Source organism: Bradyrhizobium sp. WSM1417, from assembly GCF_000515415.1.
Taxonomy (GTDB): domain Bacteria; phylum Pseudomonadota; class Alphaproteobacteria; order Rhizobiales; family Xanthobacteraceae; genus Bradyrhizobium.
Genome location: NZ_KI911783.1, coordinates 6,325,109 through 6,343,006 on the forward strand (window position 1 = coordinate 6,325,109; position 17,898 = coordinate 6,343,006).

At 56.7% G+C, this 17,898-nt stretch carries 13 protein-coding genes, 1 pseudogene and 1 other annotated feature; of the genes and pseudogenes, 5 read left to right on the plus strand and 9 right to left on the minus strand.

From position 1 onward, the window contains the following. Nucleotides 1-679: 679 nt before the first annotated feature. Nucleotides 680-967, plus strand: a complete 288-nt coding sequence (locus BRA1417_RS43140; protein ID WP_245286292.1) for a hypothetical protein — start codon at nucleotides 680-682, stop codon at nucleotides 965-967. A gap of 34 nt (nucleotides 968-1,001) precedes the next feature. On the opposite strand, the gene BRA1417_RS0131095 is transcribed toward BRA1417_RS43140, so the two are convergent. Further along, nucleotides 1,002-1,439: an EF-hand domain-containing protein gene (locus BRA1417_RS0131095; protein ID WP_027519131.1), complete on the minus strand. Its 438-nt coding sequence runs from the start codon at nucleotides 1,437-1,439 to the stop codon at nucleotides 1,002-1,004. 2,141 nt (nucleotides 1,440-3,580) lie between these two features. Here BRA1417_RS0131095 and BRA1417_RS46375 point away from each other — a divergent pair. The 4 genes and pseudogenes from BRA1417_RS46375 to BRA1417_RS0131125 all read left to right on the plus strand — a co-directional run bounded on the left by BRA1417_RS46375 (nucleotide 3,581) and on the right by BRA1417_RS0131125 (nucleotide 8,200). Continuing rightward, complete coding sequence (locus tag BRA1417_RS46375) at nucleotides 3,581-6,184, plus strand: caspase domain-containing protein (protein ID WP_371260010.1); 2,604 nt, start codon at nucleotides 3,581-3,583, stop codon at nucleotides 6,182-6,184. A gap of 86 nt (nucleotides 6,185-6,270) precedes the next feature. Next, nucleotides 6,271-6,734, plus strand: a pseudogene (locus BRA1417_RS41135) (IS3 family transposase); the annotation flags it as partial. Further along, nucleotides 6,555-6,671, plus strand: a sequence feature (AL1L pseudoknot). It overlaps the preceding pseudogene by 117 nt. Nucleotides 6,735-6,932: 198 nt before the next feature. Beyond that, nucleotides 6,933-7,382: a hypothetical protein gene (locus BRA1417_RS45045; RefSeq protein WP_198034941.1), complete on the plus strand. Its 450-nt coding sequence runs from the start codon at nucleotides 6,933-6,935 to the stop codon at nucleotides 7,380-7,382. A 239-nt stretch (nucleotides 7,383-7,621) separates the two neighbouring features. Next, nucleotides 7,622-8,200: a hypothetical protein gene (locus BRA1417_RS0131125; RefSeq protein WP_027519135.1), complete on the plus strand. Its 579-nt coding sequence runs from the start codon at nucleotides 7,622-7,624 to the stop codon at nucleotides 8,198-8,200. A gap of 330 nt (nucleotides 8,201-8,530) precedes the next feature. Here the strand turns inward: BRA1417_RS0131125 and BRA1417_RS0131130 are convergent, their stop codons facing one another. The 8 genes from BRA1417_RS0131130 to tssB all read right to left on the minus strand — a co-directional run bounded on the left by BRA1417_RS0131130 (nucleotide 8,531) and on the right by tssB (nucleotide 17,805). Beyond that, on the minus strand, nucleotides 8,531-8,791 hold the full coding sequence (locus BRA1417_RS0131130) for a hypothetical protein (protein WP_027519136.1): 261 nt from the start codon (nucleotides 8,789-8,791) through the stop codon (nucleotides 8,531-8,533). A gap of 49 nt (nucleotides 8,792-8,840) precedes the next feature. Then, nucleotides 8,841-11,537 carry a type VI secretion system ATPase TssH gene (tssH, locus tag BRA1417_RS0131135; protein WP_027519137.1) on the minus strand — a complete coding sequence of 899 codons (2,697 nt, stop codon included), beginning with the start codon at nucleotides 11,535-11,537 and terminating at the stop codon, nucleotides 8,841-8,843. Continuing rightward, complete coding sequence (gene tssG, locus BRA1417_RS0131140) at nucleotides 11,524-12,582, minus strand: type VI secretion system baseplate subunit TssG (protein WP_027519138.1); 1,059 nt, start codon at nucleotides 12,580-12,582, stop codon at nucleotides 11,524-11,526. The genes tssH and tssG overlap by 14 nt, the downstream gene beginning before the upstream one ends. 1 nt (nucleotide 12,583) lies before the next feature. Further along, nucleotides 12,584-14,542: a type VI secretion system baseplate subunit TssF gene (gene tssF, locus BRA1417_RS0131145; RefSeq protein WP_027519139.1), complete on the minus strand. Its 1,959-nt coding sequence runs from the start codon at nucleotides 14,540-14,542 to the stop codon at nucleotides 12,584-12,586. Between the two features lie 6 nt (nucleotides 14,543-14,548). Next, a complete protein-coding gene (gene tssE, locus BRA1417_RS0131150; protein WP_027519140.1) occupies nucleotides 14,549-15,094 on the minus strand; it encodes a type VI secretion system baseplate subunit TssE in 546 nt (181 codons plus the stop codon). Nucleotides 15,095-15,178: 84 nt separating this feature from the next. Then, on the minus strand, nucleotides 15,179-15,673 hold the full coding sequence (locus tag BRA1417_RS0131155) for a type VI secretion system tube protein Hcp (protein WP_027519141.1): 495 nt from the start codon (nucleotides 15,671-15,673) through the stop codon (nucleotides 15,179-15,181). Nucleotides 15,674-15,739: 66 nt separating this feature from the next. Continuing rightward, a complete protein-coding gene (gene tssC, locus BRA1417_RS0131160) occupies nucleotides 15,740-17,233 on the minus strand; it encodes a type VI secretion system contractile sheath large subunit (RefSeq protein ID WP_027519142.1) in 1,494 nt (497 codons plus the stop codon). A gap of 44 nt (nucleotides 17,234-17,277) precedes the next feature. Next, nucleotides 17,278-17,805, minus strand: a complete 528-nt coding sequence (tssB, locus tag BRA1417_RS0131165) for a type VI secretion system contractile sheath small subunit (protein ID WP_027519143.1) — start codon at nucleotides 17,803-17,805, stop codon at nucleotides 17,278-17,280. Nucleotides 17,806-17,898: the final 93 nt, after the last annotated feature.

A 17,898-nucleotide genomic window follows, 5' to 3' on the forward strand; every position in this document is an offset into this window, starting at 1 on the left:
TCAGTATTCTTCTAGGTGTCACCGCTGCCGCTTCGGGCAGCCGCAAGGGAGGCGCCTGCGCGCCCTTCCTCTCAGATCGAGCCCGCGGGTGCGAAGCAAGGTGTTGGCGCAAAACGGCAACAACACAAACTCTTGCTGCTGGACCGCCTCTCCGCATCCTGCATACGAATAGTTTACATCCGTTTCGCCGATGGTAATCAGTGGGATCGGTCCGCCATAGAAGATGTCATTGACCTGAGTGTTTGAGCAGGGCATGCGGCCTGAAGCGGACAGCCGAGAAAGAGATCGCGACAATGCACGAAGAAGCCGAGCATTAGGACGGCCGTTCATCGCGCCGGAAACGCGCTACGGGTGCGATGAAATCAAGGGTGCACTCATTGGCAAGTCGAAGATTGTGAACAGCCCGTCCAAGAGGCCCGCGGACGAGAGGGGCCCCGCCTAGAGTGTTCGCATAGCGGCCGAGAGAAGCAAATGCGGGGAAAGCCAGAGATCTAGTTGACTGAAAAGACGCTCTTGATGCATGTCAGCTAACAACCGCAATATTGTGGGGATAGGTCAAATCAGCGAAGCCGCTTTGGGGGCGTTTAGCTTGTCTAGTACTACCGCGGTGCCGCCAACAGAGTTGGAAAAAGGGCAGTTTCTGAGGGAGCCCCCGTAGGACCTGCTCACCGGAGAACGCTTGGAGTCATTCTGGCCGGAGCAGTCATCACTGCGGTGCAGGTCGCGTCGCGTCGCCGGTATTGGCCCTGAACGACGAAGACTGGAATTCCTGCGCGCCCTCGCCGCCTCAGGCAAGATCAACTCCGCCGACGCTGTCGCTCCGATTTTAGCGGCGCTTTCGACGAATACCCTCAGCAAGATCATTGTTGGCTGGATCAGCGGCGGGCGCTCCTTCGCACTGCGGCTAATCCCGGGCCTTATTCTGGTCATCGCGGCCGCGTGGGCTGGCGCATTTTCGATCTTCTGATCGCCTGGGCCGATCTATGCCGACTGCCGCGAGTCTATTGCTGCGGGGCTGAGTTCTTTGTCCCACGCATAAAGGCCTGTATCTCGTCCAGAGTGAGCTTCCCGTCCTTATTGCTGTCCATTGCCTTGAAGATTCGTTCGTGGGCGACCTGAAACTCCGGCAATGAGATGGTCCCGTCGCCATCAGCGTCCATCAGCGCGAAGATCATGCGGAACATGATTGCTGGCACCATTCCGTCCGCGCCCGTCATGCCTTGCCCATTCATGCCGCGCCCCATCATTCCCATCATGTAACCACCACGCATCGTGCTTTTGCGCTCGGCGGATGGGCCTGCGGGCAATTCCGCCTCCGCGGGCGGCGACACTTGGTTTTGTCCAGGGTGATCGACCTCGTGATCAGACGACGACTGAGCAAACGTGGGATAGCTCAGGACAGCAGACAGCAGCGCTACAGCGATGGATGGGACTCGCATGGATGCTTCTCCGACGTCGATTAAGGAAGCAACGTTGCAGATCCCGACTGGGTTGGGCTTGAGCCAAGTCAAGGCCAGTGCGCGGCGAAACTGCTGCAGTTTCCCGTCGTCGCGGGGTCGTTTGCCATCCGGTCAACACTGTTTGGGCGTGGCTGTAGCCTGTCGTTGCGAAAGGTTCTAGCGAGCACAAGGTCATGCGGCACGTCAGCAGTCGTGCAGATGATCGACATCCGAACTTGAGACGCAAACTACAGAGGTTGTCCACAGCATCCTAGAGTGCTGGCGGGTCGGTGTTTGCAACAGCCGTTTGAAACGTCAGCTTCTCAAACGGTTTTGATCGTTGATATGGTGGGCGCACCAGGACTCGAACTTGGGATCCGCTGATTAAGAGTCTCATCTTTTACTAATGAAAAAAGCTACTTACATGTAAAATGATCAATTTAAGCCCCTATATAGATCAATCGCTTACAAGCGAGTTGTAAATCGCGCGCGCGACCTGCGACCCCTGCGTCCCGAACGTAAGTAGCAAGCCAAAAAATCAACAAAAACAATGAAGCTTGCTCGCGATTGACCACCCTTATCGCCATCTGTTCACGCAGTTTCGTGGTCAATCGGTGGTCGGGTTCAGTTACAAGCGCCCTTGGACTCGTTGCCTTTCGCGCAGCACCACGATCGAAGCAAAAGCGAGAGAGTGGGGACTCTTAAGAACTACGATCGGGAGACGTCATTCGGAGCGCCGCGTAGGCGAGACAGTCACAACCTCGATTGGGAGACGCTCGATTAAGGTGCCCAGGGGCGGACTGGACATCTATTCAGCAAAAAACAGCAATATCAATAACTTACCGCATCGACAGGTAATCCGTTTGTACCACTTGAATGCGCTTCTGTCGACCCAACTCGCCCACCATCGGTGGCGGATCTCCGGCCTGTACAGTAACGCTCTGGTCTCGCTTCATGTGAGGCTGGCCACGAGTAGACCTTTCGGCGTCCGCTACGATGCCGCGAAACGTGGAGCGGTCGAGGAATCATAATCACATCTGCCATTAACGCGGATGTCCGACTCTATCGCCTGATGAAGGATGTGAGCAGGCCTTCAGTTCAACTCGATTGTATCGACCCTGAGGCACGGCAGGCACCTGTAAGCATGTACCGCCGGCAGGTTTGTGATCTGTGGCAATGTCCCCAGATAATCCATTGGCCGCCTGCACTTAACGCAGATGAGGATAGGTTGAATGTCCTTTGTTCGGCCGCCGACCATCACTAATGCTCACGCTCGCAAGTGCGGCAACATAGGTTTGGACGATGGCGATCACACCCCCGGTGAACTACTGAGGATTATCGAAATAAGCAAAGCCGCCATCCCGAAGGAGGCCCCCGATTGCCGGTCGTTCCCAACCTCATCAGCCGCTGCCGCTCACACAACGCCGCGGCGCACTTAGAAAATTTCACAGGCTCGGGCGCGGCACCGCACAAACAAAGTTTCTTGCCTGCCAAAGAAAGTGGGCTAATCTCTGTTAATTGCGTATCATGAATTTTTAGCACCTTGGGGATTCCAGGTGACAAACGATACTGCCGTCTTTGACGCGTTGCGCCTAAATGCGAACAGCGGTGAGAAAGACTGGGTCGGTCGAACGGGAACGCGCGAGGCGATTAGGCGTGACGGCCTCGCGATTGATGCAGCGTCTCTCGCCTTCTGCCCGCACGAATGGATCAACGAAGCCGGCTATGTCGACCTTGAGCTTGTCCGCAGATTTCCGCTGATGCTGGCTCTCTGAGTGTAGAGATGGACCAGCCTACTCCGGAAGCGACGGTTCGGCGCCTGCTTGGTAGCTTCGCGAGACGGCGAAGGCCTGCTGGGCGGGCCTCCACAACGGCTCACGCGACTGACACCGACCCGAACCGCGAATTCGAGCGAACCGATCAGACAGCGGTTTGGTTCTTCGTCTTCTTGCCGCTCTTTGTGCTGCTGTACGCGATCGTCGAGAAGATGCATGTTGGGTAGTAAACGACGTTGATCTTCGACGCTTTGTCATCCCGCAGTCTCCTTAGAGTTGCAGTTTACTAAGAGGGGAGCATTCTTGCGTTCATTGAGATTATTGACTTTTGCCGCACTTACCATGGCCCTGCTTGGAGGTCCCGCAATGGCTGAGAAGCGGGTTGCTCTTGTAATTGGCAATTCGGCCTATCAGCACGTTGCCCACCTGCCTAATCCAGTTAATGACGCCACGGCATTGGCATCGACGTTGCAAAAAGCGGGCTTTGACTGGGTTGAGCTTTTGCAAGACCTTACCTTTAATGACATGCGAGGAGCTCTGCGTCGGTTTGCCGATGCTGCACGTGATTCAGATGTGGCGTTCATCTATTTCGCAGGGCACGGTATTGAAGTCGACGGGAACAACTATCTCGTTCCGATTGACGCCACTCTAGAGAGGGATACTGATGTCTACGACGAAGCATTCTCACTAGATCGGATAGCCCTAGCTATAGAACCCGCAAGAAGCTTGCGGTTGATTGTGCTTGATGCGTGTCGAGATAATCCGTTCTCCAGAACAATCAAACGCACCATTGGTTCACGTGAAGTGACTCGAGGTCTCGCTCGAATTGAGCCGGCGAGACCGAACACCTTGATCGCTTATGCAACCAAAGCTGGATCAATTGCGGCCGATGGGAGCGGAAAAAACAGCCCGTTCACGTCGGCTCTCATCAAGTACATTGTTAATCCCGGCCTCGATCTGCGCAAGGCATTTGGTTTTGTCCGTGATGAAGTGTTGGCTCAAACGAACAATCAGCAAGAGCCAACGCTTTTTGGCTCTCTAGGAGGGAAGGACGTTTCGCTTGTTTCGGCTTCTCCAATTCAGCCTCCCAGCCCGCAAGTCGACATAGCGAAAGCGTATGAGCTCGCTCTTCAGCTTGGCACTAAAGACGGCTGGAACGCCTTTCTATCCCGCTATTCAGAAGGCTTCTACGTTGACCTGGCCAAGGGACAGTTAAATAAGCTCGTTGCAAACGAGGTGCCAGCCTTACCGAAGAACAATCCTGCGTCCGGTGCCCCTGCTAACGCCCTTTTATCGGCAGCCGAGAGAATTGCTGAAGCTCAACGACCCACACAAGCAGATATGGTCTCGACTGCCGCGGGTGCGGAGTCGACGATGATTGGAGATGTCCCCATTCCGGCCCACCTTCACATTGTGCCCTCGCCCGGTGCAACTGAGGCTCTTCAGCAATTCTCCGGTGTTTGGGTGGGCGCCTGGGGAGCGCTTCTGCACCACATTCTGATCATCGAGAAGATCGAGCTGAATGGGGATGCCGATGTTGTTTATGCGGTCGGGGATAATCCCTCTGCGAATATAAGGCACGTCTGGCTGCGCCTCCACGCCAGGGTGATGGACGGCGCGCTAACCATTACTGCTCCCTCGCACGTTGGGCCCGACTTCACTGTCACCTACACGATCGCCTCTCCAGTCACTCTTGTTGCAGTGTGGCAAAAAGAGAACTCCAAGAGTGCCACAACGATGACCAAAATCACACCTGATGATTTAAATCCGCAGAGCAAGACCATACCGTGGGTCGTCTCCGTCAAACCGGTCAACAATGGTACCGCCGACCTATTTGACGCTCTGACGAACGTGTTCTCTACCGCCCTCGCAAGCCGGTCTCCCGAAATCAGACAATCACAAGCCAAGCTGTACGCCGATGCTAAGTTTAACAAGGCACAAGCGCTGGCCTTGGGGTCCTCGTCGAATTGGTATGTCTATGCACGTGAAACTGAGACCCAGGCGGAGCTGTCTGCCCTCGAGGGATGTCAAATCCGCTACAATGAGCCCTGTGTTCTTGCAGCGGTAAACGATCGTGTACTTCTATCTTCCGACAGCGCAAGTTGGACCCGCCGAACTATGCCAAGGGTAACTTTTGCATCGAGCTTCTCTCCAGAACAAATCCCGGCAATTTTGCCGAACGGAAATGCGATGAACAGTGCAAAGGCTTATTTAGGGGCCGCATCGCCGAAGGCTATCGCTCTTCATCCCTGGGGCAGAGCGTTTTTTCAAACAAATGCGTCAACGCAACTTCAAGCGGAGACCGATGCTATAAATCAATGTAATAGCGATCCTGTCAGAAGCGGAAAGGACGGGCCCTGCTTTCTCTATGCCATACAAAACCGTGTCGTTCTGCCTTCGCGTTTAACTGGCCCACACACGCCTGCCAATTCAATCGGCCAAGCCGCCGCTCTCGTTTCTGACCCAGCAGCAGCGAGAAGTTACAGTGCATTGAGCTTCAACAAAGCTCTGACCGTTGAGCCAGAAACGGGAGCTTACTATTGGTGGGATGGAGCTTCGTCTAAAGAGACAGCGCAACGTTTTGCGCTCGTTGGCTGCCAACTCGCTTACGCAAAACCTTGCATTTTGCTCGCGCTGAATGACGGCTTGCAGGCAGCCGACCCGTTTTCAGCGGAGCGACACGACGTCTCTGACCTTCACTCCGATGGGCCCTTTTCAGCCGAGAAAACCCCCCTAGTAAGTGCAGCAAATCGAGAAATCATCTTCGGTTACTCTAAGTTGCCTTCTCCCAAGGCACTTGCGATCAGACCTTACCACGCCAAGGCAGGGAGTGCCACCGGTGCAACAGTTGCTGAGGCAGAATCCAAAGCGCTGGCATTGTGTAACGATAATCCAAAGTGGCCTTGCTTCCTCTATGCTGTAAACGACCGAGTAATCGTGTCTCAAAGGCGAGCTGAAGCCTCCCGATGAAACCGCCACTGCAAGAAGTAACAGGTCACAATGGGCTTTGAACCGCCCAGGCCGGAGGCTCCAACTCCTGAGAGGATGGAGCCATGATAAGCAAGACGACGAACAAGTTTTCACCCGAGGTCCGCCCCGTGCGGTTCGGGTGGTGCTGGATCACGCCAGCGAGCACCCGTCGCGCTGGGCGGGGGATAACGTCGATAGCGGCGAAGATCGGCCGTACGCCGCAGACGCTGCATGACTTGGTCGGTCAAGAAGACGAGGTCGATTGCGGCCAGCGGGCCGGCGTTCCGACCGACATGGCCGAGAAGCTGAAGGCCCTTGAGCGAGAGAACCGGGAGCTTCGGCAAGCCAACGAGATCCTGCGTAAGCCGGGAGCCTATTTTGCGATGGCGGAGCTCGACCGCCGGTCCAATCCATGATCGCCTTCATCGACGATCATCGTGGGACGCATGGGGTCGAGCCGATCTGCAAGGTCTTGCCGATCGCCCCCTCGACCTACCACGCCCATGTGGCTAAGCGGCGCGATCCCGCCAAGCTGTCGGCGCGGGGTAGGACGCCGCGCTGAAGATCGAGGTTCGGCTTGCCTTCGTTCGGTATGGCAAAGGCCCATCGGTAGATGAGGCTACGGCTAAAAACGGCGAAGTTTGCGGTTCATCAACAAAGGGCAACGCGGAACGGTTAAATCTCACCGGCATCACCGCCGCCGATGCTGGCGGAGCGGCCCCGGTCTGCCTGCCCAAGCCACCCAACCGTGGCCCGTCTCTTTGCCGAGGGACCGACGAAGAAGTGCGAGATCTATGACGACATCGGCCGGGTCTGCGAGACCCATCCGCTCGGCATGCAAGAGCCTCGCGCCTGCCCATGCCGCGACGCGGGCGCGCCCTACCCGCGATGCAACCTTCCTGCCGACTGCCAACCGCCGCACATGCCGGAGAGCTTGCTGACCGAGGTCGAAAAGGACGGCTGGCGACATCAACTCACGGGACTTGACAGGGAACGATTGGCCTGCAGCCACGATTGGCTCAGCGTCGTTTGGGGAGTTTGCGTATGCGTCCTCGCCCTCGATCGTACCGACCGACGCCTCGACCGCGATATCTACCTGGTGCTTGAGGATTTCGGCGCACGCGCCGGCTGCGCTTGGCGCGAGACCGACGAGACTGAAACCGACCTCCCTAAATGCCCTTCCTTCTGGGTGGACTAGCAACCCACATCAAGCGTGGCCACAACTGAGGCGCGAAAACGCCGCCTGCGAACGGACCTCAGATCCTACATAAGGCATCGAACTACTTCAAAGTGATCGCACCAGATCCGCTGGGATTGAACCTTTTTCACCTGCCGACCACAAATCAAGATCCCTCATCCGCCCATCGGTTTAGCGACCCGGGTGCTTGAACAGCCTATTTTCGGCCCCTTGACCTCGCATTTTGCCGGGAGACTTTGATGACAATCCTGCTCAGAACTGACGGCGACAACTATGCGCACCAGATTTGGGCTCAGGACCAAGCGGCTTCATGCGCTGTGGCCAGTATCTGGATGGCTCGTAATCAAGCGAGACAGCAGAGCGTGAATGAAACGGAATGGGATGTTGCCTGGTCGATCTATAAGGACATTGTGGCCCCATTGTCGATGGCCTCGGCACCGGAACCGGCTCCCAGGAGTTTCAATCCGAGCGGTTACCAGAGCAATCAGCTCACGATGGGCAATATGTTCTCAAACTTCGGTACTTTCATGCCGCAGGTCGCAGCCAAACTCAGGCTCGACGGGCTGAAGGTTAGCGTTTCAGCATCACCGACCGTCGACAAGACGAAGCTGTCGGACACCACGCCGGCTATCGTCCTGCTTGGATGGTATAACGGAGGAAAGCGCAACGGTGGCCATTTCATCGTGGCATCTCGGGTCAATCGAGCTGGACAAGTCGTCTACCTCGATCCATGGGGCGGCAAGCTGGTCGAAATGGGGACAGGCCCCGGCTATCAGTCAACTGGTCGCTTTGAGCAGATCGCCTATGTCTCCACCTAGGCTGGTTTCAGCGCGTCACGTTAACGCGGACATCCAGCCGCCTCCCTCCCAATGAGACCGCGATATTCGTCTTTCCGGTCTTCGCGCTAAAGCACGCGCGGATTCAGAGGCCCCGATTTAGCCGCTCGCCCGCTCGCGGGCAGGGCGATCGCCTTTGAAAAAAGATTGCCCGCTAAATATGGTTGCGGCCTATCCTTCGAGACGCTCGCCTGTGGAAGAAGTCCGTGCAGCGCCGGGTGGCGGCTCCTGCGAGCCTGAGCCGCCTATTGCGATTGCCGCCCCCAGCGCCCCCACGCAAGCTGAAAGAGCAGTCTAGCTCTTGTGGCAAAGTCAACGCCTGCGCGACTTAGCCTTCTTCGTGGTCTTTTTCTTGACCGACTTCTTCGGCGCCGGGCTGCTTTTTCTCGCGGCGGTTTTTTCGCCAACGGCGTGCCCGGCACTCGACTGGAGGACAGCAAAGTCGGCCTCGATCTGGTTCGTAAGACTCTGTAACCCATAGAGGAGGTTGAACATCACCGGATCAGCCTCGGCCGATACGTGACGAGAGGCTTCCTTAAAGTTCTCACGGGCAATCACATAACCGGCGCTCATCTGCTGCTCCCTCCACTGTTGACACTTGGATTCAGATTCCAACTAGCTCTCAGGTCCAGGCGTAGGCAAAATCATCGTTTTTGATCGTCACCTTGGCCTCTTTCAATCCCTCGCCTGCAAGCGAGCGCTTGAGGAATTCGCGGGACATGGCCGGAAGCAACGTGTTGTTGATGACATTGTCGATCATGCGGCCGCCGGAATCCGGATCGTTACACATCGACACTATGTGGTCGACGACGGCTTGATCATACTCGAATGCCGCCGAGTGATTGTCACGGACACGGCGGCCGATCCGGTCCAAAGCAAGGCGGATGATGCCGGCGAGCATCTCCTGAGAGAGCGGATAGTAGGGAATCGAAACCATTCGACCGAGCAAGGCCGGCGGAAACACCTCTAGCAGATCAGCTCGGAGTTCCTTTGCCAATGCCTCGGCATCTTCGCGATATTTTGGATCGTCCGACAACTCCATAATTCGGTCGGTACCCACATTCGTGGTAAGAATAATCAGCGTGTTCTTGAAATCGATCCGACGCCCGTTGCCATCATCCATGAAGCCTTTGTCGAAAACCTGGAAGAACAGTTCGTGGACGTCGGGATGCGCCTTCTCGACCTCGTCGAGCAGAATCACGCAATAAGGCTTGCGCCGCACCGCTTCCGTTAGCCGGCCACCTTCCCCAAATCCGACATAGCCGGGAGGCGCCCCCTTCAGCGACGAGACCGTGTGAGCCTCCTGGAATTCGGACATGTTGATTGTAATCATGTTCTGCTCACCGCCATAGAGTGCTTCGGCGAGCGCCAGCGCAGTCTCAGTTTTGCCAACGCCCGAAGGTCCACACAGCATGAAGACGCCAATCGGCTTGTTGGGATTGTCGAGCTTGGCACGGTTGGTCTCGATTCGTTTGGCGATGATCGCTAGCCCGTGGGATTGTCCGATTACACGTTTGTTGAGAATCTCCGGCAACCTGAGGACGTTTTCGATTTCGTCCTTCACCATGCGCCCGACCGGAATGCCGGTCCAATCGGAAACAACGGAAGCAACGATATGCTCGTCGACATGCGCGTAGACCATGCGGTTTTCAGGATTTCGCCCTTCCAACGTGTCGAATAGCTCGCGCAACTGCTTGCGGACCTCCTCTTTGTCGACCGGCTCCGATAAGGCCGCCGGCTCACCTGCGCGGTTGGCAGGCGGCTTCTTATTGTCTGGTGCAGGTGGCTCGAGTTTCTGACGAAGATCGCGAATGTCCTCCACCAGTTTCTTCTCCGTAGCCCATTCGGCGTCGAGCACCGAAAGCTGCTGCTTCCTTTCCGCGATTTCAATGTCGATAGCATCGATGCGCTGCTCGCCCTTGACGCCAAGATCGCTATCACTGACCAGCGCACCCTTTTCGTTCTCCAGCGAGGTCACCGCGGATGTCATGTCCTCGATACTCGCTGGTATGCCGCTCTGGCTGATCGAAACACGGGCCGAAGCTGTATCGAGCAGGCTCACGGCTTTGTCGGGCAGCTGCCGTGACGGGATATACCGGTTCGACAGATTGACGGCAGCGACGATGGCAGCATCGGAGATGCGAACATTGTGGTGCTTTTCCATTGGCGCAAGAATGCCGCGCAACATGTCGCAGCACTTTTGCACGTCAGGCTCGCCGATCTGGATTGGCTGGAAGCGCCGGGTTAACGCCGGATCCTTTTCAATGTACTGCCGATATTCGGACCACGTCGTCGCCGCAATGGTGCGCAGAGTTCCACGAGCTAAGGCAGGCTTCAACAAGTTGGCGGCGTCACCGGTGCCGGCCGAACCACCGGCGCCGATCAGCGTATGGGCTTCATCGATGAAGAGAATAATCGGGGTCGGCGATTGCTGCACCTCGTCGATCACCGAACGCAGGCGCTGCTCGAACTCCCCTTTCATGGACGCACCTGCCTGCATCAGGCCAATGTCGAGGGCGCAAAGCTTGACATTCCGCATTGACGGCGGCACTTGGCCGTTTGCGATCCTTTGCGCGAAACCTTCGACCACCGCGGTCTTGCCTACGCCGGCTTCACCAGTAAGTATTGGATTGTTCTGTCTGCGACGCATCAAAACGTCGATGATTTGTCGCACCTCCTCGTCGCGCCCGAGGATCGCATCCATCTCGCCGGAGCGTGCCTTAGCCGTAAGATCCAGCGAGAATCGATCGAGTGCCGTCGTGCCCTTCGCGGTAGCGACAGCTTCGGCTCCAGGCGTGCCTGCGCCCAACAGCCCCGACCCATCCATCGGCCGCAACGTTTCTTCTTCCGAACTCGCCCAGATCTTACGGTATTCTCGGGTCAATTCATCGCTGGAGATCTTGCCGAATTCCGGCGAGACATTGGTGAAAGCACGCGCGAGCTCACGCGACTGAAGCGCGCCAACCAGCACATGACCAGTTCGGATCTGGGCTTCGCCGAAGAATAAGGTGGCATAGTGCCAGCCACGATCGAGCAGATCGATCAGGGCGTTCGAGACCGTCGGCATCTCGGTTTCGTTCTTCCGGAAACTGTTTGAGACGCTGTTGACGTCCTTCAGCAACTTGGCCCGGTCTAACCGAAAGTGATCTGCGGTCAGTCCGAGATCGGTGTTCTCGGTCTGCAGTATGTGGGCGAGCCAGTGCGCCACTTCGACGTTCCTGTTACCTGCAGCCTTGGCCTGTCGCATGGCCTTGAAAAAGGCCTCGTAACCAACCCGATTGAGCTTACCTGCTACGGCTTCTAGGCTAATATCGACCATTGCTGCCCCCTCGCCCGCTCTCCTGTTTCGATTTCTGTTCGCGCTTCTGTCTCATTCGATCAGACGGATGGAAACGGGCATCCCGCCGATATTCGTCACTCGATGTCCAGTTCGGCGCCATCCAGCTCGTCCAACCAATCTGCCCGGATTTTCCCAGTCGCATCGGAGCGACGGCGCCGGCGTGAATTGCCAGCTCGGCGTCCCATTCGAGCTGCTCGCCAATGTAGAAAAACACCAGATCGGCCAGCGGCTCGCAGAGATCGCCGGTTGGGAGAAAGCGAGCATATTGATCGAGGCTGTTTGCGAACACTCTGATACGGATTTTGTCCTGGACGCTGAAGATTGCCTTGCCGAGGAGGACATCGTGCCCGAGAACGGCGTGCGTCGATCCGAGCATCGTCTGTCCGGAGCTCTCCAGCTGCAACCAGGTCCCGACGAACTCGTCGATTTCGACGTCGACTCCGAACATTCCGCGGATCGCCGCGGCGAGCCGTGATGCCGACTTCGCCTGCGCACCAAGCAATCCCGCATAGCCCAGCTTGACTGCATCGGGTATGCTATCGAGGTTTCGATAGGGCGCAGACCCGATGCCGATGGAAGAGCCGATATAAGCGATGAAGCGGTCGTGTTCGGGACGGTCGTGTTGGACGATTGGACGCGAATCCGCCCAGGCGCGGAAGAATAGTTGAATAAAGCGGTGGTTGAAGATATCGAGGAAGCGCGGGAAGGCATCGTCCTGCGCGATAACATAATGATGGGCCTCTTCCGTCGTAGCGAGCGGCAGTGCGCCTTGCGGCCCGAGCAAGCCGAGGAACTTAAAGAACAACTTGAGGGATTTGCCCTTGCTTTCTTCGGCGCGGGCAAGGTTGGACGCCGGAAAATCCATGAACGGGTCCTGCCCTAGATGGGCGAACTCCTCCTGTCTGACCGCACTGTCGCCGATGCGTGGCTTGTCCGGATTGTTCCGCTCAAGATGCCTTAGCACTGAGAAGTAATCGAAGCGCCAAGGCTCCTTTTGTATGTTGCTGAGGAAAGTTTCGTCCATTTCAAAGCGGCTTTCGGCTACCCATCCGGGGCGGCCAGCGCATCACTTCGCCACGCTCCACGGATCGGATAACAGTTTGGGTGAAATGATTGAAACCTGAATACTCTGCGAAAAACCGATCGAGCACGGCCCCAAGCAGGAAGATGCCCGCTCCCTCGAAGGCTTTCTCGTCGATGGTGACGGTGATCTCGATTCCACGCGCCGCTCCCATGCCCGCACGCTCGCGAATACGGCGTATGATCGGCTTACTGTCGACATTGCGAATGGCGCGGATTCGCCGCTCCGTGACCGTGTCACTCATTTCCGCAAACATCGCCAGCGTTTCTCGCAACGCCTGAGCATTGCGACCAGCTCCCCGCTCGACCAGGCCGAGGTGGTTGGTGCTGAGCAGATTCACCAGACGCCACGTAATGGTACCTGTATTCACCGTTTCGCTGCGACTCCGCAGGTGCGCAACAATCGGTTCACGCGGCGGCGTCGGTCCAGCCACGCAAACGAGTTCGAGATTGAAGTCGTCGACAAGGCGAAAGTCCGCCCCGCCCGCACCAATTGGAAGATGTTCGGTCAAATGGCGGTTCGAGCACAAGGCGCGTGCGCTCAACTCGGCAACCGCCGAAATGTCGTCGATTCCGCCAAGTTCACTCAGTGAGATAAACATGTCAGTGCCGACATAGTCCGACGACACCCCAACGCGCTTTTCTTCGACGGTCCGTCGTCGCGGCAACCTCCGCGTGGTGAAGGACAGGCGTGCAGCCCGTCGCGGGGCCTCGAGCGATGCGGCATACAACGGCTGAACCGGGACCTTTTCCTGCGCGCCGGGCAAATGAGCATACACATCGAGCAGACGATGGGGCTCAAAGTCGAGATAGTGACTGCGATCAGGAACGACATGGTATTCGTGCTGGTTCGATTTGAGCGCGATACGGTCTATGGTCTTTTCGAACAAATTGATGGCGGGCGCAGCATACATCGCGAACATGTCGGCTCCCACCGCTGCTGCGAGACGGGTATTGACCTCATCAAAGGCGAAGACGATGTCGACCGTCTTGGCCTTCAGCTTTGGCATTACTTGGCCAAGACCTGTGAGATTAAATCCGAGAAACTTGCGCGGGAACACGAAGAACTCGTGCAAGAGATCGAAGCCCTCGAAAATGCGTGAGTCATTCGGAAGCAGCGAATCCGCGCGGTCGAAGCCAACCTGTTCCATGGAATTGACTGGCGCACGATGAACAACGGGATCGCCATATTCGTCGAGCAAGCGGAAGTAGACACCTTTGCAATGGCCAAAAAGCTGTTCGTAAAGCGCAATCGAATCAGCCTCGGATCCCGCGAGATAGAATGGCAGGTTAGTGGTCTTGCAGCCCGCGAACTGCATCTCGGGCTTGGCGTCGGCCTCAGATGGCTCGTTCTCCTTCTGCGTGGAGGCGCGATGCGTCAGGGTGACACGCATCCCTGACAGGACGTCTCCGCCGATGGAAACCCCGAGGGCCTGTAATGGCCCAGGGGATGGGAAATACTCTGCACTGACGAGTTCGAAGGGCCAAACCACGATGTCGCTGCACAAACGATAGCGGCAGGCGATCGGACGACCGAGTTGCCGGAAGCTGGCATCGAGATAGGATCCACGCGGGATTGAGCGGCCCTCACGCAGTGCCTTCTCGCCGAATGCGGGCATGACTTTGGCCAACAAAGCCGATGGAGTCGGCGCTAAGTAGTGCGGGACCAATTGCTCCAGGAGGTTACTAGTGAATTCGGGAAATTCATGTTTCAGCTTGAGCTGAACACGTGCGGCAAGAAACGCCGCTCCTTCGAGCAGGCCACCAATCATGGGATCGATGCGCTCGTCCATGAGACCACCGAGCCGCTCAGCTATGCCGGGGTACTCGCCCGCAAACTCCTTCGCCTGCTCCTTCAGCAATTGAAGTTCCCGATTATACAGATCGAGAAATTCACGGTTCATCAGAGTTCACAAGCGCTTGATAAAGATCTTGCCGGTGTCGATCACGTCGGCAATGAATTCAACTGGAACGTTAACGGGATCACAGGTCAGATCGGCGCGCACAATGAACCGTACCCGGAGTTCGGCCGCATCGACGCTCATGTCGCGCTCGACCTGGACGGTGGCTTTTGCAAGGCGCGGCTCATAAGTCATGATCGCGGCCTTGATCTCATTTGGAATTTCGGAGAGCCCCGACTCGTCGATCGTTCGATGCGCCACATCGGGAATTCCGAAATTCAGGATTGATTTGCGGACGAGAGGAAAGTCCTTCAAGTCGATGGTCGATTCCATCGCGACGGTATTGAGCAAGGCATCGAGATCACGTGACACCTCCTGCCTCAGCACGCTCTCGGTGACCACCTGGCGTGCGCGCAAGCGACGGCTCGCCAGGATGCGTTCCCCTGCTTCATTGCGAATGTCCAGCGCGATTTTGGCGTCCTTCGCCTGATTTGCAGCACGAAAGACATGCATCAGCGGCGGGCTAAGTCGGGTCTTGCTGCTTACATCGGGCATAGTTTACCAATGCTCTCCAAGCAAAGTAAGCTTCAAGAGCTCGCTCTCCCGCACCAGCTCAGATCCCGCAGTCCGAATTCAGTGTCACGTCGCCTTTGACGTCTGGATATTGAAGCCGAAGTCGGTGCTGCCACCTGCGGCGCCGGCGTCCTGCTGCAGCTTGTAGGACTGCTTGAATTCAGAGAATGCGAACGACACCATTTCATGCAGCGCCTGATCCGACCCACTACCACTCCACTGCACGCTGGTTACTACCAGATCGGTGAAATCCACCTTGAAGAATACCACGCGGGAGTCACCATCGAGCTTGAGACATTCCAAATTTCCGCTAGCGATGTGCTTGCCGGTATTGCTGGCCTTGAAAAGATTAACTGAAGCCTTATCCATGTGCTTCGCAATATTGAAGCTGGACACGTCGGCCTGCGTTGCCTGACCGCCCTGAGCGATCGAGAACGAAGCCGGATTGCTTACCCCCCAAGAGAGGCTTTCCACTTCGATCCAATCCTGATGGTCTTGGTCGAGAGACTCGCCATCAATACCGTCGAGCTTAAGATACATATTGGTAGATGCCATCGTCATTACCCCTTTGTGCGCGTGAACTTTTCACGCAAAGATTAGTCTCACTCCTCAGAGAGAGGGTTCACGCTATTTCGCAACTGGCAACCGCGAAACGAGGCGAAGCCCAATGTCCATGCCTTCCAATTGGAAGTGCGGACGCAACTCGAATGTTGCGGAGTAGTAACCCGGGTTCTCTTCGTTGGGCACAATCGTGATCTTCGCGCCAGCGAGCGGCCGCCTGCATTTGGTCGCTTCCGTTGAGTTCTTCGGATCACCGTCGACATATTCGCTGATCCAGTTGGTGAGCCACTTCTCCAGCTGCTCCGTTTCGTAGTAGGAGCCGACCTTGTCGCGGACCATAACCTTCAGATAGTGGGCAAAGCGGCAGCACGCGAACATGTAAGGCAGGCGCGACGCTAAATTGCTCGACGCGGTCGCCTCCACGTTGTTCTGATAAGCCTTGGGTTTGAACAGAGACTGCGCGCCGATAAACGCGGCACGGTCGGTATTCTTGCGGTGAATGAGCGGGATAAGTCCGGATTTGGCCAACTCTGCCTCGCGGCGATCGCTGATCGCGATCTCGGTGGGACATTTGAGATCGACGCCGCCATCGTCAGTCGGGAACGTGTGAGCCGGCAGATTGTCAACCTCGCCGCCGGACTGCACGCCGCGGATGCGAGCACACCAGCCATATTCTTTGAAGGCGCGATTGACGTTGGCGGCCATCGCGTAGGCCGCGTTCATCCAACCGTACTTTTCACCCTTATGGCCGTCGGTGTCTTCCTCGAACGCAAACTCCTCCACCGGCTCCGTCTTGGCACCATATGGCAGACGCGCCAAAACGCGCGGCATGCACAGGCCCATATATTTGGCGTCGTCGGAATCCCGCAGCGATTTCCAGGCCGCATATTCGGGGGTGTCGAACAGCTTGCTGAGATCACGCGGATTCATCAGCTCGTTCCAGGAGTCCATACCCATGAGGGTGGAGTCCGCAGCGGCAAAGAACGGCGCGTGGGCTGCCGCCGCGATTTTGCTGAGATCACGCATCAGCTGCACGTCGGTGGGTAGGTGGCTAAAATAGTAGTCGCCGACGAGACAGCCATAGGGCTGGCCGCCGAGCTGTCCGAACTCCTCTTCATAGATCTTCTTGAAGAGCGGGCTCTGATCCCAGGCCGCGTTCGGATACTGTCTTAGATGGCGGTAGAGCTCGCTCTTACCCACATTCATCACGCGGATCTTGAGCATGGCATCCGTCTCGGACTGGAACACCATGTATTTCAGTCCGCGCCAGGCGCTCTCAATGTGCTGAAACTCCGGGGCATGCATGATCGCGTTCATCTGCGCCGAGAGCTTCTTGTCGAGCTGGGCGATCATTTCCTCGATCGTATCTAGAACATCCGATTTGATCAGGCTGGAGTCGCCGAGCGCTTGCTCCACCAGCGTCTTGACGGCATTCTCGACTTCAGTCGCTGCACGTTCGGTACGCGGCTTGAAGCTTTGCTTCAGCATATTTGAGAACTCGTCGCCCTCGGTCGTTTGTACGAGTGCTTCTTGAGGCGCCTGAGCGGTCTCTGCAGCCATGACAGCTCTCTCCGAATTCGAGTTGAAAGGGAACAGAACGGCTTTTAAGTGCCGCTCTCGTCATTGTTGCTGGATTGGGTTGACCGATTCTTCAGCGCGGCCATCATCTGCGGATCCGACAGCAGTTTTCGCAGAGTAGCTTCCGCGTCAACCTTGCCGTCCATATAGCGCGCAAGGTTTGCAAGCTGCTGCCGTGCTTGGAGGAGCTTCGCGACCGCCGGCACTTGGCGCGCAACGGCGGCAGGCTCGAAGTCGGCCATCTTATTGAAGCGCAGGTTGACGCCCATCTTCTCACCGGACTCGTCGGAGAGCTTGTTCTCGACGCGGAAGCTGACACCGGGCTGAATCGCAGCCATGCGCGAATCCAGGTTGTCCATGTCAAAGTCGAGGAATTTCCGATTGGCGATTTCCTCTTTCTCCACGCCCGGTGTGTTGCCGGAAAGGTCGGCCATCACGCCCATGACGAACGGGATTTCGACCTTCTCTTCCGCATTTGCCGGATTTTCATAGGTAATGTGGACGCGTGGTGGACGATTTCGCTTAATAAACTTTTGACCGCTGTCTCGCGCCATATGTCTTTTCCTTTACGAAGGAACTACCTAATCAAATAATGCGATTAAACGGGGCTTTTCACCGTTCGTCAACTATCGGTCGAATCTCACTAA